The organism is Candidatus Saccharibacteria bacterium, from assembly GCA_016699895.1.
Classification (GTDB): Bacteria; Patescibacteriota; Saccharimonadia; order Saccharimonadales; family Saccharimonadaceae.
Genome location: CP064991.1, coordinates 532,126 through 554,525 on the forward strand (window position 1 = coordinate 532,126; position 22,400 = coordinate 554,525).

At 50.1% G+C, this 22,400-nt stretch carries 16 protein-coding genes; 8 read left to right on the forward strand and 8 right to left on the reverse strand.

The genetic code is table 11. From position 1 onward, the window contains the following. Positions 1–11 precede the first annotated feature (11 nt). Positions 12–1,181, reverse strand: coding sequence for a CapA family protein (locus tag IPL44_02855; GenBank protein QQS17224.1), 1,170 nt, complete (start codon positions 1,179–1,181; stop codon positions 12–14). Positions 1,182–1,289: 108 nt separating this feature from the next. On the opposite strand from IPL44_02855, the gene tadA reads away from it, so the two are divergent. After that, positions 1,290–2,915, forward strand: coding sequence for a Flp pilus assembly complex ATPase component TadA (gene tadA, locus IPL44_02860; GenBank protein ID QQS17225.1), 1,626 nt, complete (start codon positions 1,290–1,292; stop codon positions 2,913–2,915). Between the two features lie 7 nt (positions 2,916–2,922). Here tadA and IPL44_02865 read toward each other — a convergent pair whose 3' ends face one another. Further along, positions 2,923–4,056 (reverse strand): NADP-dependent malic enzyme, encoded by a 1,134-nt coding sequence (locus IPL44_02865; protein QQS17226.1) that lies wholly within the window; start codon positions 4,054–4,056, stop codon positions 2,923–2,925. Positions 4,057–4,158: 102 nt separating this feature from the next. Between IPL44_02865 and rplS the strand changes: the two genes are divergently transcribed. After that, a complete protein-coding gene (rplS, locus tag IPL44_02870) occupies positions 4,159–4,677 on the forward strand; it encodes a 50S ribosomal protein L19 (protein ID QQS17227.1) in 519 nt (172 codons plus the stop codon). Between the two features lie 45 nt (positions 4,678–4,722). Here the strand turns inward: rplS and IPL44_02875 are convergent, their stop codons facing one another. The 3 genes from IPL44_02875 to IPL44_02885 form a co-directional block, all read right to left on the reverse strand. Beyond that, complete coding sequence (locus IPL44_02875; protein ID QQS17228.1) at positions 4,723–7,212, reverse strand: ATP-dependent Clp protease ATP-binding subunit; 2,490 nt, start codon at positions 7,210–7,212, stop codon at positions 4,723–4,725. 76 nt (positions 7,213–7,288) lie between these two features. Then, positions 7,289–8,326: a transcription termination factor NusA gene (nusA, locus tag IPL44_02880; GenBank protein QQS17229.1), complete on the reverse strand. Its 1,038-nt coding sequence runs from the start codon at positions 8,324–8,326 to the stop codon at positions 7,289–7,291. A gap of 93 nt (positions 8,327–8,419) precedes the next feature. Further along, complete coding sequence (locus tag IPL44_02885) at positions 8,420–8,743, reverse strand: hypothetical protein (GenBank protein QQS17230.1); 324 nt, start codon at positions 8,741–8,743, stop codon at positions 8,420–8,422. A gap of 74 nt (positions 8,744–8,817) precedes the next feature. On the opposite strand from IPL44_02885, the gene IPL44_02890 reads away from it, so the two are divergent. Continuing rightward, a complete protein-coding gene (locus IPL44_02890) occupies positions 8,818–11,397 on the forward strand; it encodes a M1 family metallopeptidase (GenBank protein ID QQS17231.1) in 2,580 nt (859 codons plus the stop codon). Here IPL44_02890 and IPL44_02895 read toward each other — a convergent pair. Beyond that, positions 11,387–12,340 carry a ribonuclease HII gene (locus IPL44_02895; protein ID QQS17232.1) on the reverse strand — a complete coding sequence of 318 codons (954 nt, stop codon included), beginning with the start codon at positions 12,338–12,340 and terminating at the stop codon, positions 11,387–11,389. The genes IPL44_02890 and IPL44_02895 overlap by 11 nt on opposite strands. Before the next feature lie 34 nt (positions 12,341–12,374). Between IPL44_02895 and IPL44_02900 the strand changes: the two genes are divergently transcribed. The 3 genes from IPL44_02900 to IPL44_02910 all read left to right on the forward strand — a co-directional run bounded on the left by IPL44_02900 (position 12,375) and on the right by IPL44_02910 (position 15,719). Then, positions 12,375–13,388 (forward strand): hypothetical protein, encoded by a 1,014-nt coding sequence (locus tag IPL44_02900; GenBank protein QQS17233.1) that lies wholly within the window; start codon positions 12,375–12,377, stop codon positions 13,386–13,388. Between the two features lie 62 nt (positions 13,389–13,450). After that, positions 13,451–14,800, forward strand: a complete 1,350-nt coding sequence (gene radA, locus IPL44_02905; GenBank protein QQS17234.1) for a DNA repair protein RadA — start codon at positions 13,451–13,453, stop codon at positions 14,798–14,800. Positions 14,801–14,834: 34 nt separating this feature from the next. Beyond that, the gene (locus IPL44_02910) at positions 14,835–15,719 is read left to right on the forward strand and encodes a TRAM domain-containing protein (protein QQS17235.1); all 885 of its coding nucleotides are present in this window, start codon (positions 14,835–14,837) and stop codon (positions 15,717–15,719) included. On the opposite strand, the gene IPL44_02915 is transcribed toward IPL44_02910, so the two are convergent. After that, entirely contained in the window at positions 15,716–16,786 is a 1,071-nt protein-coding gene (locus tag IPL44_02915) for a hypothetical protein (protein QQS17236.1), read from the reverse strand. The genes IPL44_02910 and IPL44_02915 overlap by 4 nt on opposite strands. Before the next feature lie 7 nt (positions 16,787–16,793). Beyond that, positions 16,794–19,475 carry a transglycosylase domain-containing protein gene (locus IPL44_02920; GenBank protein ID QQS17237.1) on the reverse strand — a complete coding sequence of 894 codons (2,682 nt, stop codon included), beginning with the start codon at positions 19,473–19,475 and terminating at the stop codon, positions 16,794–16,796. Positions 19,476–19,657: 182 nt separating this feature from the next. Here IPL44_02920 and fusA point away from each other — a divergent pair, with 182 nt between their 5' ends. Together fusA and IPL44_02930 are read left to right on the forward strand one after the other, a co-directional pair. Continuing rightward, positions 19,658–21,742, forward strand: a complete 2,085-nt coding sequence (gene fusA / locus IPL44_02925; protein QQS17238.1) for an elongation factor G — start codon at positions 19,658–19,660, stop codon at positions 21,740–21,742. Positions 21,743–21,897: 155 nt separating this feature from the next. Further along, complete coding sequence (locus tag IPL44_02930; protein QQS17239.1) at positions 21,898–22,392, forward strand: hypothetical protein; 495 nt, start codon at positions 21,898–21,900, stop codon at positions 22,390–22,392. Positions 22,393–22,400 lie beyond the last annotated feature (8 nt).

Below are 22,400 nucleotides of genomic sequence, written 5' to 3' on the forward strand. Positions count from 1 at the left end.
TATTGTAGCATTTATTGTCCGAGTGCGCCCATAGTCTGGTCCCATTTGAGACGATCTTTGATAGCCGATAGCTCGCTAGGTGTAGCTGGTTTCACTAGTTTGTTACCGTCATTTGAGCCTTTGACATCAAATTTGTATGCTAGAGATAATCTGGATAATGTATTGTCGCTCGCGAGCTTTTCGCACGCATTAAAATTACCGCGGCAACTTTCTGCAATACTCGACCACTTCTCAACCTCGCTAGGGTTTTTGACCGATATATCGACATCGATCAGGGCGGAACGAGTTTTTTCCGGTGGTGTTTGTTGGTCAAAGATAAAGTTTCCCATAGAGTACACGATCAATTTATCCTTGTAGCTTTCGCTAGGCTGTACCCAGTGGGGGTGATTACCGATAACCATCTCGGCTCCGGCGTCAATCATCCTGCGGTAGGTTGCCACGGTTAGCGAGCCAGGTACTGCTTGATACTCGGTGCCCATGTGAGGCATGACAAAGGTCGGTAGAAGCTGGCTATAGCGCGTGATCTCGGCCAGATCGGAATCTGACGGAATTTTGAATACTGCATTATAGCCGCAAAACCCGAACGGTAGCAACAGGGTCTTATCGCTACCAGAATCGTAGGTTACGGTTGTTTCTAGAGTTATCACATTGCAAAGGTTAGCATGATCACGCGGGTCATAACCACCGAAATGCTGAATATGGTTGGCAGTGAGGTTCTCCTGCGTAGATCGAAAGCCCGCTGCGCCTTGATTGTCGGTATGGTTGTTGCCGAGTGAAACGGCGGTGAACCATTTGGCAGCCTCTGGCAAATAGTTCGGATCACAGTTAAACGTCAACGTTTTGTCTGTGGCTGCTGAGGAGAGATGGAGACCTGCGACTGATGGACACTCAAAATTAGCGATCCAGGCATTATAGTGTTGGCGCTCGAATTGGTCTAGATTTTGAAAAGGATATTTTTCCTTTAGGCTGCTAGCCTCGGACCAGTCATTAATATAGCGACCAAAGAAGATATCTCCCATAAATAGCCAATGACTACGAGCCGCGGTAATGTGTGGACGAGCTTTCATCTGGGTCTGTTTCGGCAATGTGTCAAATAGATTACGATCGATAGATTGGTGTTCTAGCAGTATCGCAACAATCGATGCCATTAACACCGCCGAGATGATAAGCCCAACAATCATTATTTTCCTACCACTCGACCTCCTAATGGAGAACTGTCTCTTCATAGCATAATTTTAACATATAACTATCGATAAATACATTAAACTGTTTATGCTATAATTGTCGGTATGGATGAAGCTGAACGCCAACGCCGTTTTCGTGATGCCGACGAAGCTAATACAGCTAAACGCGCTGATATTTTAGGTGTGACGTATCGTGATATGCGCGAGCAGGATGAAACGATCAAGCTAGTCAACGGTGTTATGCCGGTAGCTGATATGTATAAATATCGGATGGTGCCGCTCGACGACGGTGGTTACGATGGCACGGTGGTGTATGGTATCACCCTAGCGACACCAGAATCGCATCTCCAGGAAATCAATGATACCGCCGCGGCTGATGCAAAAAACGTTCGTTACAATCTGATTTCCGATTCTGCTTTTCGCGTACTGATGAAACGGTATGATCCGCCCAAAGAAGTCGTTTATGACAACGTTGAGATCGGCGAAGCGGGCGATAACGATATGCTAGAACACGTCAGTCAGACGCTCGACGAAGTACGTAGCGATGACATTTTGAATTATCTGATTACCCAGGCCGACACGCTTGGTGCGTCCGATATTCACCTGGAAAATCAGCGTGAAAATGTTCGTGTGCGATTCCGCATCGACGGGACGCTACATCCAATAGCTCATTTGAGTCATGAAAAATACCGCATATTATTTTCGTCTATCGCATCAGTATCTGACCTGTCGACCGCTAGTACTGATTCGCAGTCTGGTCACATTGTAAAGGAAATTACCGATGAAAAAGGTGCGACGCATGTGCTAAATATGCGCATTGAGACAGTGCCGACCTCGTATGGTCAAGACGCGGTGATTCGTTTGTTCAACTTTGATTCTGAGATGCTAAACATGGATGTGCTCGGTCTCGATGATAATGAACGACGTGCGCTCGACGAAATCGTGAGTCATCCGCGCGGTATGGTGATGGTGGTTGGTCCGACCGGCAGCGGCAAATCTACCACGCTCTATTCGATTATTAATGCCTTGAACGATCCATCGCGCAAGATTCTAACTCTCGAAGATCCAGTCGAGTTTGATGTGCCTGGTATTAGTCAGATTCCGGTTGATACCACGAATGGCAAGAGCTTTGCCGATGAACTGCGCACCGTGCTGCGTCTCGATCCAGATGTCGTGATGGTAGGCGAGATTCGTGATAACGATACCGCCAAAACGGCTATTCAGGCGTCGATCACTGGTCATTTGGTACTCGCGACGTTTCATGCTCAGGACGCGGCTGCGGCGTTTGCGCGTATGATTGACATGATTGGCACGAACCCAGTGTTTGCGACAGCGATTCGGCTCGTGATTGGCCAGCGCCTAGTGCGTAAACTAGACGATGATACGAAAATTGAGTACGATCCTGACGAATCAACCAAGAAATGGGTGAGAGAAGTCCTCGCCGACCTCCCAGAGGGTGTTGAGCGACCAAACCTCGATAATTTCAAACTCTGGAAACCGGGGACGTCCGAGAGTGATCCGTTTGGCTACCGGGGGCGCATTGTCCTCATGGAACAGCTGATTGTTAACGATGAGATCTCGGCGTTTTTGCGTGGTGATGAAAAGGACATGGATGTTAGCACGATTCAGAAATCTGCTCGCGACGAAGGTATGGTGAGCATGCTGCAAAAAGGTGTTTTGAAGGCACTGGCCGGGGAAACCACGCTCGAAGAAGTCAATCGCGTACTCTAGCTATCTTCTATCTAATAACGTTAGATACTGCTGGCACGACGCGGGGGTCGAATGGTGAAGGAATAATTTCCTCGGCGGTCGGATTTTTGATGAGGCTAGCGAGGGCTTCGGCAGCAGCTATTTTATGCTCGTCAGTGATCTTTTTGACACCGTGGTCTAATGCGCCGCGGAAAATACCAGGGAAAGCGAGGGCGTTATTGACCTGATTTGGGAAATCGCTACGCCCGGTGGCGATAATGGCTACGCCAGCAGCCTTGGCCTCGTCCGGCATGATTTCTGGCGTTGGATTAGCGAGGGCGAACACGACCGGCTTTTCGTTCATGCTGCTCACCATGTCGGCGGTCAAGAGCCCTGGTTTGCTGACGCCGATGAAAATATCGGCACCGGCGATGGCGTCATTCAATGTACCAGATAGTGATGTCTCGAGGTAAGGCAGCAATGCCTTCTTCTCCTGGTTCAGATCATCACGCGTGTCGCCGATGATACCTTTACTATCAACTGCGACAATCGAACCGACGCCGTATGTATGGAGTAACTTCATAATCGCTGTGCCAGCGGCGCCAGCGCCAATGATGACGACCTTGCAGTTGCGCAGGTTTTTGCCGACGACTTTCATGGCGTTGATGAGGCCAGCTAGTACAACGACGGCGGTGCCATGCTGGTCATCGTGGAAAACTGGGATATCCAGTTCGGCCTTGAGCCGTTCCTCGACCTCAAAACACTTTGGAGCGGCAATATCCTCGAGGTTAATAGCGCCAAAGCTCGGTGCGATGGCTTTGACAACAGATACGATCTCATCGGGCGAATGTACGTCGATGGTAATTGGCACCGCGTCAACACCAGCGAAATGCTTGAATAGGAGGGCCTTGCCTTCCATGACTGGCATTGAGCCACGTGGGCCGATATCGCCGAGGCCGAGTACGGCGGAGCCATCCGAGATAACAGCGACCAGATTGTTCGTCCAAGTATATTTTGGCAATAATTCCGGGTGTTCGGCAATCGCGCTCGACACCGCTGCCACGCCTGGCGTATAGTAGGCCGATAGTTTCGTACGATCGAGCTCGCTGTTGTCGCGTAATTTTAATGAAATCTTCCCTTTATATGTTTCGTGCAACTCTAATGCCAGCTGATTATAATCCATGAGACCCTCCTAGTTATCCTACCAGTATATCCTATTTGCTATAAAACGAAAACTATGATACAATCTAGAGAAGTAAAATTCTAACTGATTTTTAGGAGTGAAATGAGCGATTTAGTTAAAGAGATTTCGGACGCGCAAAAGAAAGCCAAAGTGGTTGATGTTCGTAGTGGTGACACAGTTCGTGTCTATCAAAAGATTAAAGAAGGTAACAAAACCCGTATTCAGATGTTTGAGGGTGTCGTTATCCGTACTGATCGCAAGGACTCATTAAATAGCCGCATCACAGTTCGTAAAATCACCAGCGGTGTTGGTGTTGAAAAGTCATATTTGCTCCATTCCCCACTAGTCGAAAAGGTCGAAGTCGTCAAACGCGGCAAGGTTCGACGCAATTACCTGACCTACCTACGTGATCGCGCTGGCAAGAGCGCTCGTCTCACCGGTAAAGACTTTGACAAGAGTATCAACGATGTTCATGACGCCGCCGCTGAGGCCGAGGCTGAGCAACTAAAAGAAGAAGCCAAAGCTGCTGCTGAGGCCAAAGCTGCCGAAAAAGCTGCTGCCGAGGCTGAACTAGAGGCCAAAGCCGCCGAAGTTGCCGCTCGCCACGCTGCCGAACAGTAATCTTACTCGAGACAATATGAATAGCGTCCCCTACGACAGAGGGCGCTATTTTTTAGCGTAGCTGGGTTGTTCGCGGAGCTTGCCCACAACTAACTGTCCATTCTCGGCAGTGATCTGCAAGATATCGCCTCGGCTGACGGATTTTGCTAGGAGTTTTTCGGCAACTAAATCTTCTAGTTGTTCAGATACGGCGCGGCGCAGTGGGCGAGCGCCAAACTTTGGATTATAGCCAGCCGCGATCAAATGTCGTTTGGCTTTCAATGTCAACGTAACAGCCACGCCCTTGCTGGCTAGTCGGCGGTTGAAATCCTCGATCATTAGATCCAAAATCTCGGTGACTTCTGGTCGGGATAGGCTATCAAAGGTAATGATAGCGTCAAAGCGGTTCAAAAGCTCTGGACGCATGATTTCTCGTAGTTTTTGCTCGCCGGCCGATTGGTTGGCTTGGTGAATACTGGCTAGATCACCCTTTTCGTTTTTGGTACGAGCATCAAAACCTAGGATATTTTCGCGCGTCATTTCCTCGGCGCCAACGTTGCTAGTTAGGATGATAACGGTATTAGAAAAATCCACCGTGCGTCCATGACCATCGGTCAAGGTGCCGTCTTCGAGGATCTGCAACAGTAAATTAAAGACCTGCGGATGTGCTTTTTCGATTTCGTCAAACAATACGACCGAATAGGGCTGACGCCGGATCTTTTCAGTCAGATGCCCACCGTCTTCGTAGCCGACATAGCCGGCAGGGGCACCGACTAATCGGCTAGCGGTATGTCGTTCGCTAAATTCGCTCATATCGACTTTGATCAGGTTTTTGTCCGAGCCAAAGACCTCGCGCGCCAAAACGCGAGCCAGTTCAGTTTTACCGACACCAGTTGGACCTAGGAATACAAAAGAACCGATCGGTCGTTGGCTGGCAGCGATACCGACACGTGAACGACGGATTGCGCGCGAAACGGCGGTGATAGCACTGCGTTGACCAATCACATGTTTAGATAGATGTTTCTCGAGTCCGGCTAGTTTTTTTGTCTCGGAACGTTCTAGTTGCTCTAACGGGATATGCGTCATGGCGCTAACCGCCGCGGCGACATCGTTGATTTTCAGTGTGACTTTGCTGTCACTGGTATCGGTTTTTTCGACCTCAGCAATCTTTTCGTGGAGACGTGAAATGCGCATTTTATAGAGAGCAGCGCGCTCGTAATCTTCGGTGGCGACGGCGTCTTCCATGTGTTCGTTGAGCCGGGCAATTTCGCGCTGATACGTTTTGAGCTCGACCGGCTTGTCACTGCGTTTGCGGGCGATGTTGACACGAGCGGCAGCTTCATCGATGACGTCGATCGCTTTGTCGGGCTGCTGGCGCTCTGGTAAATATCGGTCTGACAATCGAACAGCTTCGTCGATCACCGCTGCAGATAGTTTGACGTGGTGGTGATCTTCGTATTTCGGCGCTATGCCAGTTAAAATACGGATCGTGTCTTTGCTTTTTGGCGGATTGACCGTAATGGTCTGGAAACGGCGGGTGAGGGCAGAATCCTTCTCGATATTTTTGCGATATTCATCGAGCGTGGTAGCCCCGATTAGTCGGAATTCGCCGCGCGCCAAGGCTGGTTTCAAGATATTGGCGGCATCCATCGATCCTTCGGCGGATCCGGCGCCGGTTAATAGATGTAATTCGTCGATAAAGATAATAACATTGCGATCGGCTTTGACTTCGTCGAGCAGGCGCCCCAGGCGTTCCTCGAACTCGCCCCGGTATTTCGTACCAGCCACCATGCCCGCCAGATCGAGTTGCCATACTTTTTTATCAGTGAGCAATGATGGTACGGTGCCGTCATTGATGCGCTGGGCGAGGCCTTCGACAATGGCGGTTTTACCGACGCCGGCTTCACCAATCAAAACCGGATTATTTTTAGTGCGCCGCGTCAAAATAGTGATCATCCGTTCAATTTCTTTGTCTCGACCGATCACTGGATCTAGCTCGTCGCTCGAGGCCAAATTATTGAGATTACGAGCAAATTTAGACAGGAAAGAACCGCGGGTTGACCTCGGTTTGCTGGCAGCGTGAGCTTCTTCGTCGCGAAAATCGCTCTTTTTGCGGTCCAGGATGTCTTCGAGGTCGGCTAGTATCTGGTTACTGTCAATATGTAGGTCAGCTAGCACGGTGGCAGCGCGAGCGTTTTTTTGGCTGAGTAGGCTGAACAAAATATGTTCCGTACCACAATAATCTTGGTGAAACTCGCTCGCCAATTCCACCGACATACGCATAGTGAGCTTGGCGGTTTCCGAGAAGCCTCTGGTCGGGCTGAGCAACAAGCTATCAACACCAGCTGGCGGAACTAGTTGCAAGGCTTGTCGCACCTGGTCAAAGGTGATGCCAGCCGTCCGAAGGAGTTCGGCGGCAGTTGATTGCTCTTGGCTCAAGATGCCTAAGAGTAAATGCTCGGTACCGATATAGGCTGAACCAGACGAGCGGGCGATCACTTCGGAATGAGCCAGCACGTCGCGAGCGTTGTCGGTTAGGCGTTTGCTAAAGTCCATACCTCTAGTATAACAATTTAGCACTCTCATTGCAAGAGTGCTAAATTAGCATTCAGTGTTTTTCTAGTTTTGCTAATTATTCAGTAGCGATATCTAGTTCATAGCCGGTAATTTGACTAGCGAGGCGTACGTTTTGTCCCTGTTTACCGATGGCAATAGACTGCTGATTCTCGGGTACGAAAACCGTGGCTTTTTTCTCGTCGTCGTTAGTTTCGATGCGGGAAATTTCGGCTGGACTGAGGGCGTTGGCGATGAAGTTTTTAGTATCACTATCAAATGTGATGATATCGATTTTTTCCTCGTCACCAATTTCGTTCATCACGGCCTGGACGCGAACACCCTTGCCGCCGACAAAAGTACCGACTGGGTCGACACCTGGTACTGACGAAGCGACGGCGATCTTGGTGCGACGACCAGCTTCGCGAGCGATAGCCTTGATCTCAACGGCACCGGTTTCGATTTCTGGGACTTCTTGCTGAAAGAGGACTTTGACGAAATCAGCATCGGCACGACTCAGGATGATTTGCGGACCACGTTGGTCGCGTTCGATTTCCTTGAGTAGGACCTTGATACGCGAACCGGTGTTGAGGCGTTCGCCCGGAACTTGTTCGCTGGCTGGCATGATGCCAGAACCGTGGCCGATCTCAATGCGTACAATGCGCGGCTCAACTCGGGCAACGGTTCCAGTGATAACTTGACCGACTTTGTCATCAAAGTCTTTAGCGACTACTTCGCGCTCAGCCTCGCGGAGTTTCTGGAGTAGAACCTGTTTGGCGGTTTGCGCCGCCACGCGGCCAAAGCTGGTAGCTTCAAATTCCTGTTCAACGATACCTTCGAGCAGGGCATTTTTATCAATTTTCTTGGCTTCTTCGAGTGATAACTGAGAAGCGTTCTCTGGCTCCTCCACCACGTCGTAATGAACGGTGATTTTGGCGGTGCCGTTCGTCTGGTTCAAAACGGCGGTGACATTCAACTCGCGGTCGCCGTTATCACGACGCCAAGCGGCGGCGATGGCTTGTTCGACCACGGAGAGAACAGTTTCCTCCGGTAGATTCTTTTCCTCGCTAATTGAATGGACAGCAGCGGCCAGCTGTTTGATGTTGAATCCTTCCATAAAATAATCCTTTCTGATTAAAAACACCGACCTGAATCGGCCGGCAACACTGAACATTATACAGAAAAAATATTACGAATGCAAGAGTTAACGTTAGGATTCTAGGCGCGGCGTAGCGACCATGGCCGATTCTTCCTCTGGGGTAATAAACCGCGGGAGGATAGAGAATGTATGCCCCGGAAACTTTTCGCCGAGAGTGTTAATTATGTCTTGATGTTTGGCGGCATGATCGGGTCGCGGTACCGCCGTGACTCGCAGCAAATAGTCGATCGGTGTCTGACCTTGAGTCTCGGAAACAAACGTGTAGACTTCTACTGTGCCGCCGAGTGCTGTTGCGGCAATCTGCCTAGTGGCTTTCGCGACATGCGTATTGACTGCCCGATTCGGGTTCTCTGTCAAAATTTCGATTAGCGCCATATCTTTTCATTATACACCAACGGATAACTTTTGTCAATAGTCAATAGAGGCAATAGAATGATACAATAGATGGCATGACAAAATCAGTAAATCAGCTCATCAATTTTTTTCGGCCCGAAGGTTATTTGCTAAGCATCGAAGCCATTCCAGGTAAACGTGAATTCAAAGGACAGGTGTTTATCGCCGGTAATAAAACTGGTAAATTTGTGCGATTGCACGCCAAAGGGTTAACGTTCAAAAACGTCAAAGTTAATGCCGAGCCGGCCGAGGTGATCGAGTGTGCTAATGATGAAATCGAACTACGACCTGTTAAACATAGTGAACTAGATGCCAATTATAGCGCCGATCTACAGGAGCGCTGGGGTGTCAGTTGCGATACCAGTGTTGCTATCGAGTTTAGCGGTAAAATCTCCTATAATGGCATGCACGGGCTGTATCCCTGCTACTATCAGGTGGACGGGCAGGATCAGGAGCTGCTCGCGACTCAATTCGAGAGTCACCATGCGCGTGAGGTCTTTCCGTGTGTTGACGAGCCGGCCGCCAAAGCTAAATTCCTCTGCCAGGTCACGACTGATTCGGCTTACCAGGCGCTCAGCAATATGCCGGTTGATGTCGAAATAGTGTTCGACGAGGACTTGATCAACAAACGTCGCGCTACGTTTCAGATGACGCCAAAGATGTCGACGTATTTGCTAGCTTTTGTGATTGGCAAGCTGCATCGCAAAACAGCCAAAACTGCATCGGGTGTTGAGGTCAATATCTATGCGACGCCGGCACAACCGGCGAGTAGCCTGGATTTTGCACTGGATACGGCCGTGAAATGTATCGACTTTTACGATGATTATTTCGGTATCAAATATCCATTGCCAAAATCTGACCATGTAGCATTGCCGGATTTTAGTAGTGGCGCCATGGAGAACTGGGGCTTGATTACCTACCGCGAAGTGGCACTACTGGCGGACAAAAGCACGGGTGTGGCGGCCAAACAGTATATAGCAACTGTGATAGCGCACGAGTTGTCTCACCAGTGGTTCGGCAACTTGACGACGATGAAATGGTGGAACGATCTGTGGCTCAACGAGAGTTTTGCCAGCCTGATGGAGCATATCGCAACCGATGCACTGTTTCCTGACTGGCAGATGTGGCAAACTTTTGAAACATTAGACGTCGTCGCGGCGCTGCGGCGTGATAGTTTGCCAGGCGTTCAGCCGGTGCGCCAAGACATCCAGCATCCCGATGAAATCTCGACGCTGTTTGACAGCGCTATTGTCTACGCCAAAGGCGAACGTCTACTTAAAATGTTACGAGCTTTTATCGGTGAAGCTAACTTTCGGTCTGGGCTAAAGGACTATTTCCAGAAATTTGCCTACGATAATACGACCGCCGAAGACCTCTGGCAGTGCCTCAGCATTGCTGCCGGACGAGATGTGGCGGCTCTTATGAATCCTTGGTTGACGCGGCCTGGCTACCCGCTCGTTAGAGCTAGCCTATCTGGCGACGAGGTTACTTTGCGACAGCAACGATTCTTGAACGACGGCACGACCGATGATCAGATGTGGCCGATTCCACTGTTTGCTAGCAGTCCCGAGGTACCAGAGATCATGGAGACGGCTGAGGTGACTTTTACAGTTAAAAATCCGCAGCTATTTCGACTCAATGTCGATAATAATGCACATTTTATTACAGTACAAGATGAACAGTTAAGTGAGTATATCAATCATCAGGTACCCGACATGAGTCCGACCGACCGCGCCAAATTATTGAACGAGGCGCTGCTATTAGTGCAACCCGGCGTCGAGCCGACGGCTAATATCCTGGACTTACTAGAGTCGTATTCTCACGAGGATAACGATGCGGTTTGGGATGTGATGGCGATGGCGCTAGGGGCTATCGGGCGTTTTGTGGAGCTCGATAGTGATGACGAACGGCGCCTACGTCAGCTGTGCGGTACGTTATCGAAGGGGCAATACAAACGGCTGGGCTGGAAAGCGGCTGATGACGAGTCGATCAATGACCGCAGGCTGCGCCCAACGATTCTCGGCGAAATGATCTTTGCCGAGGATCAGTCTGCGATTGATACTGCGCTCGGGATTTACTCGCAGTTAAAGCATAGTTTAGACAAGCTAGACGGCGACCAGCGGACGATTATTCTAGGTGCGGCGGTGCGCTACGGCGAACCAGAGGAGTTTGATTACCTATTAGCCCAGTACAAGATCTCACATAATGCCGAGCTAAAAGAAGACATTGCGGCGGCGTTAACCTCAACGCGCGACCAGGATCGCATTGATGAAATTCTAGATCTGATGGATCGATCGGATATTGTGAAACCGCAAGATCTGTTTAGTTGGTATGTCTCGATGCTACGCAATCGTCGCGCTCGCAGCAAAACGTGGGGCTGGCTGGTTGATCATTGGACCTGGATCGATCAAACGTTTAGCGGCGACAAGTCGTACGATCTATTTCCGCGCTGTGCTGGACAAATACTCGATAACCAGGTAGATCTCGCCAACTATCAAGATTTCTTTGGGTCAAAGACCGCGGAACCAGCGCTGAAGCGAGCGATCGAGATTGGCCTAAACGACATCTCGGCTCGCGTCGCCTGGATTGATCGCGACCAGGCAGCTGTCCTAGACAAACTTCGTTCTAAAAAATAGTGTCGATGTAGTTATCGACCACAGGCGGAGTTTGTGACAGGGCAATAGCTGACAGCTTAATATCGGAATGTGCGAGTTCCTGGTGGCTAGCCAGATACATTTCGACGCCACGTCGCATCCGGTGCAGTTTCCTGGGGGTGATAGCGGCTAAACCGTCGCCATGAACTGAGTTAGCTCGGTATTTGACCTCGGTAAAATAGAGGGTTTCTTGGTTGGTCGAAACGATGTCGATTTCGCATATCTTGGTTCGCCAATTTCGATCGACAATAGTGTGACCCAGCTTGGCTAGATATTCGGACGCCACCTCTTCGGCTTGGTGGCCGATAGTTGAGGTGATATGGTCGATGGTGGTTGTCTGGTACGTTCCGCTCACTTTGGCGACAGGAGCAAAACTCTGACGGTGGATGCCGTCTATGACGCCATGATCGGCCAACGCCGCGGTATGGCTGGCGGTGCCGTAGCCGACGTGCGATGCAAAAGCGTATTCGGGCAAGGTACTATCTAGGTTCGCCATGTAATGATCACGGGCAACTTTGGCGATGATCGAGGCAGCAGAGACGGACTTGATCTTGCCATCGGCCTTTATCATGGTAGTTATCCTAGGGTCGTCAATGAACCTGTCTCGGCCATCAATGACGATACTATCAATTGCCTCGCGGATGTCAGCAGGGATTTGAGCAAAAGCCCGCTCGGACGCCAGGTGCAGGGCTGCCGATAGCCCGATAGTATCGATGACTCGGGCGTCAACCCAGCCAATACCGATAGCGGCAGCTCGCTGTTGTATCTGGCGCGCCAGTTGTTCGCGGCGTTTAGGAGTTAGTTTTTTGCTGTCGTTGAGACCCTCGATTAGGCAATCTTGATACAAGGCGACGGCTCCGACGACAAGTGGTCCCGCCCACGATCCACGTCCGACTTCGTCAATACCGAGAACCAGTTTATTCATCCAACCATTCTAGCATTTCTGTTAAAATAGTCGGGTGGAAACGAGTCAATTGCATAATCCGAAACGACGTTCGACCTTCAGACGATTTTTATCGCTAATTTTTCTATTGGCCGTGCTAGCGGCTGGCGTTTGGGCGGTACTTAATCGACAGTTTGTGATCGATCAGATCACCGTTTGGCAGTTCAAGCCGAGCGCAGAAATTACTGCCTTGTCTCGTGACGCTAGCCTGAACGATCACGGTACGTTTTTGTTCTACGCCTCGCAGCCTGAACTGCAGAGTGCGACGGATTTCAATAGTAACTGTAAGACACGCGAGACTCAGTCGATCGTGCTCGGCTGTTATACAAATCATCGGATATTTGTGTTTGAGGTGACCGATAGCCGCATCGTGGGAGTGAAAACGGTGACGGCGGCACACGAAATGCTGCATGCGGCGTATGAGCGTCTGTCGAGTGCCGAGCGTGATCGGGTAGATAAGTTGCTAGAGGCGCAACTGGCCAAAACCGAAGACCAGGATATGTTGGATCTGGTGGCGTTATATGACAAGCTCGAACCGGGCGAGCGATGGAACGAGCTCCATTCCATCTTTGGCACCGAAGTCGCGCAATTATCGGGCGAGCTCGAGACCTATTACAAACAGTATTTTACCGATCGCAGCCAGGTTGTGGCGGCTTATACTCATTACCATCAAGTTTTCACCGACCTGAAAGCCCAAGCTACGATATTACAGGATCAGCTGTCGTCTAAAAAAGCTACCATTGATAGCAAGACCGCCGAATACGACACAAAACTGGCGCAATTAGAATCTGACATCAAAGCCTTTAACCAACGAGCTGCGACAACTGGTGGATTCGCGTCGCAAGCCGAGTTCAGCCGAGCCAGAGCTAGTTTGATGACCCGTCAGAGTGCGCTAACTGCACTAGCGCAACAGATTAACGCATTGGTGGCGGAATACAACCAGATCGTCGGCGATCTGAACGCCGTCGGTATCGAAATCAACGAACTCAACGATAACCTGAATAGTCAGTCACAGTCGATCGGATCCTAGATGATTCATCAGCTTGTGCTAGAATAGGGGATATAGGTTGTTATTTTTTAAGGAGGGGTTAATTGGTCAAAGCCAAATCGAGATTTGTCTGTCAGCAGTGCGGCGCTAGCTTTCCAAAATGGGCCGGTCGGTGTGACAATTGTGGCGCCTGGAACTCGCTACTCGAGTCAACCCCAGAGGCGGAAGGAAAATCAGCCGTATCACGCTCTGCCGGATCTATATTAAAGGCCGAAAAGATTTCGGCTATCAAGCTTGATGCGGTGGCCAGTCGGTTATCAACCGGGATCAAAGACCTCGACACGGTGCTAGGCGGCGGGCTAGTGCCAGGTGGCGTGGCTCTAGTGGCGGGACAGCCGGGTATCGGCAAATCAACACTGTTGCTCCAGGTGGCGGCAGCGATCGCGCATCAGCATAACGTTCTCTATGTTAGCGGTGAAGAGTCGGCTGGTCAGGTCAAGCTGCGTGCCGAACGTCTCGGCGCCAAAGATAACGAATCATTGAGTCTAGTGAGTACCACGAATGCAGATGACGTGGCGGCGACGATTGCGGGCGGTCAATTTCAACTAGTGATTGTCGACTCGATGCAGACCATGGCGATGAACGATATCGCCTCGGCGCCAGGCACGGTCAGCCAGATTACAAATAGCGCCAATATCATTATTCGCGCCGCTAAATCAACTAACACGGCTGTATTGTTGGTTGGTCACGTCACCAAAGAAGGCTCGATCGCTGGTCCAAAAGTCCTCGAGCATATCGTTGATGTCGTCATTAATTTCGAAGGCGATCGCTATGGCGGGTTCAAATTAGTGCGGGCTATCAAGAACCGTTACGGTTCGACCTCGGAGGTGGCAATCTTTGACATGACCGAGGGCGGTCTAGAGATTGTTGAAAACCCATCGGCGGCCTTGCTGGCTGAGCGTCATGACGCTGACGGATCGGTGGTGCTCGCGACAATGGAGGGCAATCGTCCGCTCCTCGTTGAGATCCAAGCACTTGTAAATCCGACGAATTTCGGGTATGCTAAGAGGGCGGCGAGTGGTTTCGACTCGAACCGACTGACGTTATTGATTGCGGTGCTAGAGCGCCGTACCAAATTGAATCTATCAGACAAAGATATTTTTGTGAACGTAGTGGGCGGGTTGAAATTAGCCGATCGGGCGGCCGATCTAGCGGTTTGTATGGCAATTGCCAGTGCCACTGCCGAGCGTAAGCTGCGTGACGGCGCCGTGGTGTTTGGCGAAGTGGGCCTAGGCGGGGAAATTAGATCCGCCATGTCGAGCGATAAACGTATCGCTGAGGCTAAAAAGCTAGGATTCAAGTTTGCGATTGCTCCTAAAACCGCTGCCAAGGACAAATTTGTCGTCCCGGCTGTCGATTTGCGCGATGCCTTGAACCAGCATCTGACAAAATAAAAAATCTAAATCTAACAATAAACGAAAGGAAATTATGGAAATTATTATACTAATGGTAACTATCGCCATTTTGGCGGAGACGACGTTTTTGACGATTACGAAGTTGCGACAGCGCACACTGAAAGTTGCGCGCGGCTCGCTGCTGCTCGACACGAGCGCTATCATGGATGGTCGTATTGTTGACGTGGCGAAAACTGGCGTGATTACCGCCGAATTGATCGTGCCACGCAGCGTTATCAACGAATTGCAGCTACTGGCGGATAAGGCCGATCATGACAAACGTTCCCGCGCTCGCGCCCGGCTAGAAAATGTTCGTGAATTGCAGCGTATGGACACGGTGACGGTAACAATTGTGAACGATGGTCGGGTTGGCTCGGGCGGCGTCGACGAACGACTGCTCGAGCTCGCCAAGAACTACGACGCCTCGATTGCAACGACTGATTACAACCTCAACAAAGTTGCCAAAGTAGTCGGCATCACCGTCGTTAACGTCAACGAGTTGGCCCAGATGTTACGCGTACAGCACTTGCCAGGCGAAGCGGTCGAAATCCAGGTGATTCAGCCTGGCGCTAACCGCGAACAGGCGGTCGGGTATTTGGACGACGGCACGATGGTAGTGGTCGAAGATGCCAAACATCTGATTGGCCAGAAACTGCGAGTCGAGATTGTTCGGTCGCTCCAAACCGAAGCTGGTCGTATGATGTTCGCTCAAAAATCCAAGAACACGCAAAAACCTGTGAAATCTTTTCATTCTGATCAGATGAACAATAGCAACAAAAAGAAGTTTTCGGGTCGCAATCAACGCTCGAATAAGCCAAGCGAAACTCGCGCGCCTAGGAAACAAAATAGCAAAGCGCGTAGCTCGGCCGAAGATTCGATGATCGCCCTAGCAAATTCTGGCAGAGACGATTCAATCTAGGAGCTAGCTGTTGTTAGGCTACGCTCGTCGGTGGAGCGAGCTTTCAATTCGAACGCCCACGCATTGATACCGAGGGCGATAAACAGTTCGATATATTCGGTTGGCGATCCGCTATCTTGATCCCACAGACCACGACAACATAGACTCAAGGCTAATACGAGGATAAAGGCCGATAATGACAATAGGGCGCTTCGTAAACGAACGTCGCGCTGTTTGTAGGCGCGGTAACTGAACGCCGCCAAGATTGCGCCGGTGGCTATAATCTGAAATAGGATTGAGGTCCAGCGCCAACCAGCTTCTGACATGTATGGATCGATAAAGCCTAGACCGGCCGAAAATGCCAGTAGCATCCAGGCGCTAGGCAGTAGAAATGCGATTGGTTTTAGTAGCTTAATTTTCTGTAATAGGCGCGCGATATGATCGCGGAAAAATGGCAAGGCGACGAGTAATAGAAATCCGCCGAAATAGAGCGCATTTTGGAACAACTGCGTGTTGAGGTTGTGTAGATTGGTTTCACCTTGCATATTATTGTCGGCAAAATAGCCAGTCGTTTCCCATTTGAAAATGCGCTGCCCCCAGGAGATTTCCTCCATTGCCATCCAGAAGGTAACTAGGGCGAGGAGTGCGAATACGCCGACCAGTAGCCAGGTTTTACGTTTTGCAAATCGTACGACCAGCACGATGAAAACGACGCACGAAACTAGATCGAGCAGCATTTTGACGTAAATGGCCGGACGGAACGAAAAGACATGCCCGCCCTTGACTAGGGCGTGGCCGAGCTCAGGCCAAATGGTGTTGATGACGGCACATAGGACAGCCAAACTCGGCAATAACCAGACTAGTGTTTTAGCGTATTTTGGCATACTAGTCGATTTGTCTGGGATGCCATGCAGGCTAGCGAATAGCGACACTAGCAATGCCACCACTAGCAAGATCCGCCCAATGTTTGCTAGGTCAAAGAACCCGGTCGTATGCTGGTAAAGGAACGAAGCGACAGTGGCGAGGCCTAAAACTATGGTGCAGATAATCTGCCATTTTGAAATTTGCGGCGAAGATACTTTTGTCATAGCGAGGTTAACTTCCAGAGAATGCTATTGTTTTTGAGCCACTGCCGGTATAGTAGCCAGCATCAGTAGCGGTGGCCGATACGGAATAGGAGCCGCTCAGCGCGTCAACGATAATTGACCATGCTCCTGTTGAGTCCTGGGTTGCCGAGTAGGTATTGCCATTAACAGAGATAGATACGCTAGTTATGCTATTGGTTCCGGCTTGGACTAGAACAGATATATCGTATCGACCATCAGATCGATGTGTCGCGGATATAGTGGATATGAACGGAATCGCATCCGAGCAGCTATGGAAATCGTCTTTGTTTAGGACATCGTAACCATCAGGTGCTGTATAGGTGGTTTCCTTGGTGATAGGATCGGTGATCTTTTCAACTTCTAGCTCCTCGCGGGCGCCAGCCGGCGTACAATCAGTTGCTAGTTTTTTACTAACCTTGTCAAAGGTGAGTTTCTCGGTCGATTTCTTTTGATTTTTGTTATACCAGGATGGGAAGAGGTCGCTCTTACCACCCACGGTGAGAGTTTGCAAGCCAGACGGCTTGGTAAACCAGTCGCCAGTTTTCCAGGTACCGTCCGGTTTAAAGACGTTGTTATAAACCTGTGTGGTGACAGCGGCTACGAGCGGCCCGAGGCGCGATGAGGCGGAGTTTTTCAAGGCTTTTGGTACGTGGTTACCGTACCAGACACTCAAGGTAGCTTTTGGCGTGTAGCTCATCATCCAAAGGTCTTTTTTCTTGCCGCCGATATCGGAGGTACCGGTTTTGGTGGCGGTCTTGATGCCGTTAATATAAAAACCAGTTGGACGCCAACCCATCGTGCCACGACGGGCATTGTCGTCGGTCAGGATGTCGGAGATGATATAGGCTGTTTGCGGATCGATGACTTGTTCGCCTTTGTCTTCCCATTCGTACAGGGTTTGACCCTGAGAATTCTTGACGCTGATAATGTCGCTGACTGGTTTGTAGACACCCATACGAGCAATAGTTGCAAAAGCGTTAGCGTGCTCAACCTGTTTGGCACCACAACCACCAATAGCCGAGGCTAGACCAGCTGAAGTGTCAGCGCCGTCCGTACAATAGCTCTTGTCGCCCATAGCCTGGATGACATCTCTCGTATCGCTAATGCCGTTGAGCGCCATAGCCTTGATAGCTGGTACGTTACGTGATTCGGCCAGGCCCTGTCTAATCGGTATATTGCCTTTGAACTTGCCGTCGGCGTTAGCGACGGACGTGCCATCGCCAGTTCGATATACGCTCTGCGGGATTGGCGTATCTGGTATGATCGATCCAGCACCAAAAGCACCGTTTTTATTGGTCTGATTATTGATGAGTGCCGAATAGACGAGGGGTTTTATAGTAGAACCTGGCTGGATAAAGGCGGTCGCTGCATTGTAGGCGCCGTAATCTGGATAATTAAAATCTCGACTACCGCGCATACCGAGAACTTGACCAGTCTCGTTATCAATCATAGTGACAGAGGCGTTGTCAAAGCCCATCTGTGTTGGGAGCGAGCTAGCAAACACTTTGTCAACTTCGCTATCGATGACATCTTGGACACGGACATCGAGAGTGGTTGTTACGGTCAAACCGCCCTGACCAACGACTTTGGCGCCGAGTTTATTTTCAAGGTCTTGTTTCACCATTTGGATGAAGTGCGGAGCTTTGGCGCTCTTGAGCTGATCCTCGGCGGGCTTGATGGTGTCGAGAATCGGTTCAGCCTTGGCGGCGTCGATGGCTTCTTGACTGTATTTATCCGGGAACTGCTGACGCATATAGTCGAGCACGACTTTTTGGCGGGCCAGTAGTTTGGCGTTGCCGTCGGTGTTATACGGGTTGTAGGCGCCCGGAGACTGCGGAATCGAAGCCAGCAAAGCTGCCTCCGCCAAAGTGAGCTCTTTGGCACTGTGTCCAAAATAAGTCTGCGCAGCCGATTCGACACCGTTGCGTCGTCCGCCGTATGGTGATTCGTTGAGGTACATCACGAGGATTTGATCTTTGCTATAGATTCGCTCGGCTTCGACTGACAAGATAGCTTCCTTTATTTTGCGCGGAATACCGCTAATGCCACGATTATTAGCCTCGTCTGAGAAATAAACCTGTTTAATCAACTGCTGTGTTAGCGTTGAGCCACCCTGCGTACCACCCGAACCGGTGACGTTGTTGACCACGGCGCGTAGCATACCGGTCAGGCTGACACCGCCGTGTTTGTAGAAATCTTTATCCTCAATGGCGACGGTAGCGTCTTTCATGTTCTGGCTAATATTTTCTGAGGTAACAACGAGGCGATATTCGCCAGTTCCGGTGTCTTCCCATAATAATGTACCGTTGCGGTCATAATATTTAGATACTGTGGTGGCGACACGTTTGGATAGCTCCTCTGGCTTTAGGGCGTCAAGTTCTTTGCGGAAATACATAAACATTGCGCCGCCCGCTATGATGAGGAATAGGATGGAAAAGAGGGTGATTTTACCAAGCATCTTGAGCCCGCGCATCGAGAACCAATATTTGAATACGCGTTTAGGATGTAGATGAGCCACAAAACGCAGCACAGGGTTTTTTGGCAAAGTTGCTAGATACTCAGCACGTTCGCGCGCCTTACCTTCTTTTTTAATAGTACGACGGCTCTTGCCCTTGTTTTTGGTCAAGTTAGAATAGGTGGTGAACTTTTGCTGATTCTTCTTCTTAGCCACTTTCTCTCCTTCAAATTAACTGCTCTATTTTAGCACAAGATCGATCGCCAGCCAAACAAGTTGCTTTTACTGCCATACCGTGTTAAAATTTTTAACGAGCATAGTCGCGTCTCTTTTTTGGTGGCGTGAAATAAAGCACAGTAACTGTCAATCTAATTAATGTAAAAAGAAGAAGGAAGTACATGGCAACAACTCCCCTAGCAAAGTTTCGTAACATCGGTATTATTGCGCATATTGACGCTGGTAAAACCACGACCACCGAGGGTATTCTATATCGCACCGGTCTCACTCACAAAATCGGCGAAGTCCGTGGTGACGGTGACGGTGCTACGACTGACTGGATGGCACAGGAAAAGGAACGCGGCATCACTATTACCTCCGCTGCAGTGACGTGTTTCTGGAAGGGTCACAAAATTAATATTATTGATACCCCAGGTCACATTGACTTTACCGCCGAGGTCGAGCGCAGCTTGCGTGTTCTCGATGGTGCTGTGACAGTGTTTGACGGCAAAATGGGCGTTGAGGCGCAGTCTGAGACGGTGTGGCGCCAGGCTAACAAATATGGTGTGCCACGTATTTGCTTTATAAACAAAATCAACCAAACTGGTGGCGATTTCTATAAATCACTCGATAGCATTCACGATCGCCTCAGCAAAAACGCCTTGCCAGTTCATTTGCCAATCGGTTTCGAAAAAGATATTTGCGGTGTGGTTGACCTGATTGCCATGAAAGGCTATACCTACAAAGACTACGCTGATCACGAATTGGTCGAAGGCGAGATTCCAGCCGATATGGTTGAAAAGGCCAAAAATGCTCGCACTCTCCTCGTTGAGAAAGCTGTCGAATACGACGATGCATTGTTCGAGCGCTATCTCGACCAAGGCGAAGAATCGATCACCGAAGACGAATTGAAATCGGCTCTCCGTAAAGCCGTACTATCTGGCGAGTTCTATCTCGTAACTGGTGGCGACGGTCGCGGCGTGATTGTCGAGAAACTACTCGACCTCGTCGCCGACTACATGCCAGCTCCAACTGATGTCGATGCTGTGTGGGGTCAGAATCCAAAAACTGGCGACGAAATCGAGCGCAAACCTGATGTTAGCGAGCCGCTCAGCGCTCTAGCCTTCAAGATTGCGGCTGACCCGTTTGTCGGTAAACTCATTTTCGTTCGCGTCTATAGTGGTAAATTGACCGCTGGTTCGTATATCCTGAACACAACAACGGGTGAGAAAGAGCGTATCGGCCGTATCGTCCGTATGTTTGCTGACAAACGAGAGGACATCGGTGAAGTCGAAGCTGGTGATATCGCTGCTGTGGTCGGTCTGAAAAACACGACCACCGGTACGACGCTCTGTGACCCAGCTCATCCAATACAGCTCGAAGGTATCGAGTTCGTCGATCCTCCAGTTTCTATTGCTATTGAGCCAAAGACCAAGGCTGACCAGGAAAAAATGGCGATTGCTCTGCAGCGTCTCGCCGAGGAAGATCCAACGTTCCGCGTTCATACTGACGAGGAAACCGGCCAAACGATTATTAGCGGTATGGGTGAGCTTCATCTTGATATTATCGTTGATCGCATGAAACGCGAGTTTAATGTCGAAGCTAACATTGGTGAACCACAAGTGGCCTTCCGCGAAACGATTCGTGGTACCAAGGAAATCCAAGGTAAATACATCAAACAGTCCGGTGGTCGCGGTCAGTATGGTGATGTTTGGCTACGCCTCGAACCGAATGAGGCTGGCAAAGGCTTCGAGTTCTTTGACGCCATTAAAGGTGGCGTGGTACCCCAGGAATATCGCCCAGCCGTCAAAGCTGGTATCATCGAAACCCTCGATAGCGGTGTTATCGCCGGCTATCCAGTTGTTGATGTCAAAGCTACGCTCTATGATGGTTCATATCACGATGTCGACTCTAACGAAATGGCCTTCAAGATGGCTGGGTCGCTCGCAACCCGCGAAGGTGTCAAGCAAGCTAAACCAGTCCTACTCGAGCCAGTGATGAAACTAGTCGTGGTTACCCCCGAGGAATTCATGGGTGATGTGATCGGCGACATCAACTCGCGTCGCGGTCGCATCGAGGCTATGGAGGATCTCATGGGCGGCGCCAAACAAATCACTTCATTTGTACCACTAGCATCGATGTTCGGCTATACAACTGACCTACGTTCAATGTCGCAAGGCCGTGCTGCTAGCTCGATGGAACTGGCCCAGTACGAGGAAGTCCCACCAAACGTAGCTCAGGAAATCATCGAGAAACGAGCTAAATAGCCTGAGACTGTGCCGAGAGCGATAGTAGTCTCGGCACAATTTCAAAGATATTCGCCATATTAAGACTAGACGCGCATAGAGAGCAGCTGGTTGATAGGTTTGTTGCCGATGCAACAGATCTAGGTAGCTACTTTGTTCATTCGGACGATGATGACATGATGGCGCTACAGATAGATAGTGCTCAGCGTGACGCTAGTAGGTTCGGTGAGAGCCTTGCGAAACCGCCATCGTATACTTTTGGTGCATTTCTGTTTTCGCCAAATGGTCGATTGGCCTTGCGGGCTACGCCGTTTGTGCTATCACCCGAGATTGTTATCACTAGAAACAGGCATCGCGGAACGGTAGGGTTTCATGAATCTGTGGCGCGAGATATTATTGATACGATAGACGATAAAGATCTCGGTGAGGCTAGGTTTGCTACAACAGAACTGTTCCCGCTAGTATCGGGAAAAATTGCTTGCAGACTGATCTATTTTGATCAATTTAATGGCATTGGCGATCAGATGCCATATGATTGGAGGGATCAGCAAGTGCGAGCTAGCGAGCTAGAGGCTATGCGCGGATTGTCGATATTGACGCCTCAGATCGACTACATTGCTCGCCATCCAGACATGTGCCCAACAATGTGTATATTAGCGACGGGCTGGTAACGACACGT

Coding starts and splice junctions, on each gene's coding strand:
- IPL44_02885 (QQS17230.1), bottom strand. CDS start 8,743: ATGGCGCTAATCGAAATTTTGACAGAGAACCCGAATCGGGCAGTCAAT.
- IPL44_02910 (QQS17235.1), top strand. CDS start 14,835: ATGGAAATTATTATACTAATGGTAACTATCGCCATTTTGGCGGAGACG.
- IPL44_02875 (QQS17228.1), bottom strand. CDS start 7,212: ATGGACTTTAGCAAACGCCTAACCGACAACGCTCGCGACGTGCTGGCT.
- IPL44_02865 (QQS17226.1), bottom strand. CDS start 4,056: ATGGATTATAATCAGCTGGCATTAGAGTTGCACGAAACATATAAAGGG.
- tadA (QQS17225.1), top strand. CDS start 1,290: ATGGATGAAGCTGAACGCCAACGCCGTTTTCGTGATGCCGACGAAGCT.
- fusA (QQS17238.1), top strand. CDS start 19,658: ATGGCAACAACTCCCCTAGCAAAGTTTCGTAACATCGGTATTATTGCG.
- IPL44_02915 (QQS17236.1), bottom strand. CDS start 16,786: ATGACAAAAGTATCTTCGCCGCAAATTTCAAAATGGCAGATTATCTGC.
- rplS (QQS17227.1), top strand. CDS start 4,159: ATGAGCGATTTAGTTAAAGAGATTTCGGACGCGCAAAAGAAAGCCAAA.
- IPL44_02855 (QQS17224.1), bottom strand. CDS start 1,181: ATGATTGTTGGGCTTATCATCTCGGCGGTGTTAATGGCATCGATTGTT.
- IPL44_02890 (QQS17231.1), top strand. CDS start 8,818: ATGACAAAATCAGTAAATCAGCTCATCAATTTTTTTCGGCCCGAAGGT.
- IPL44_02895 (QQS17232.1), bottom strand. CDS start 12,340: ATGAATAAACTGGTTCTCGGTATTGACGAAGTCGGACGTGGATCGTGG.
- nusA (QQS17229.1), bottom strand. CDS start 8,326: ATGGAAGGATTCAACATCAAACAGCTGGCCGCTGCTGTCCATTCAATT.
- IPL44_02930 (QQS17239.1), top strand. CDS start 21,898: ATGATGGCGCTACAGATAGATAGTGCTCAGCGTGACGCTAGTAGGTTC.